We start from the raw sequence: 747 nt of genomic DNA, 5'->3' as shown, positions 1-747 counted from the left end.
TCACACCTCACGCGGGCATCGTGTCGCGGACGGCCGTCGTGAGGCGCTTACCGATAGTCATCGCACCACGGACCTAGCATACCGGATGGGAACATCCACGCGCGCTTGAGGCAGGACCTTCTTCAACTGCGCGCGTGCGCTCACGGCTGCTTGGAACGAAGCGAAGTGTAGCGTACTGATGTTCATATGACTGTAATACTGCGCCGACGTCGGTGCAGGTGACAACCCAGCCGCCGCCTGCTTCACGCGATCGACCGAAACCTGTGAGACGACCACGTCGTTGTGACTTTCGCCCACTACACCGCTCTCGTTGACGACTTGCGTCACCGCGCTGGAGGGTACGCCTTTTGCCTTGGCTCGAGTGCCAGTGGCTAGCACCTTGAACGAATGCGTTTCGAGCGCCACAATAGGCGCATCGGAGTGGCGCTCTAACTCTTGAGCCGAAAGCTGCTTGCCAACCACAAGCTCGGGCGAGTCAGCCCGGCACACGCCGGCAATTGACACGAGCATCACTAGCGCAACGGTCTTAAAGGCAAATGAGGGGATCATGATAGAAATCTCCGAAAACTTACTTGGCCGCAATCACGCGATACTCCACAGCCAGGGGCGTACTCAGGGCCACAGCGTGCGTGCCGCCTTGCGGCTGATACTCCACACAAGCACTTGTCGGCACACCGCTCACGGCATAGACCTCCCACGTGCCGGCTGCATTCTCGCCGTAAAATGCGTAACTCCCCAGGCCGTAAT

1 protein-coding gene is annotated in these 747 nt (G+C 59.3%); it reads right to left on the bottom strand.

Features of this window, described 5'->3' with window-relative positions:
- Positions 1–57: 57 nt before the first annotated feature.
- Positions 58–549, bottom strand: coding sequence for a hypothetical protein (locus CFB82_RS41700; protein ID WP_089487984.1), 492 nt, complete (start codon positions 547–549; stop codon positions 58–60).
- Positions 550–747 lie beyond the last annotated feature (198 nt).

It is taken from the genome of Burkholderia sp. HI2714 (assembly GCF_002223085.1).
In the GTDB taxonomy this organism is placed as follows: domain Bacteria; phylum Pseudomonadota; class Gammaproteobacteria; order Burkholderiales; family Burkholderiaceae; genus Burkholderia; species Burkholderia lata_D.
The sequence above is the reverse complement of the archived record's forward strand: the minus strand, read 5'-3'. Positions and strand labels throughout refer to the sequence as shown.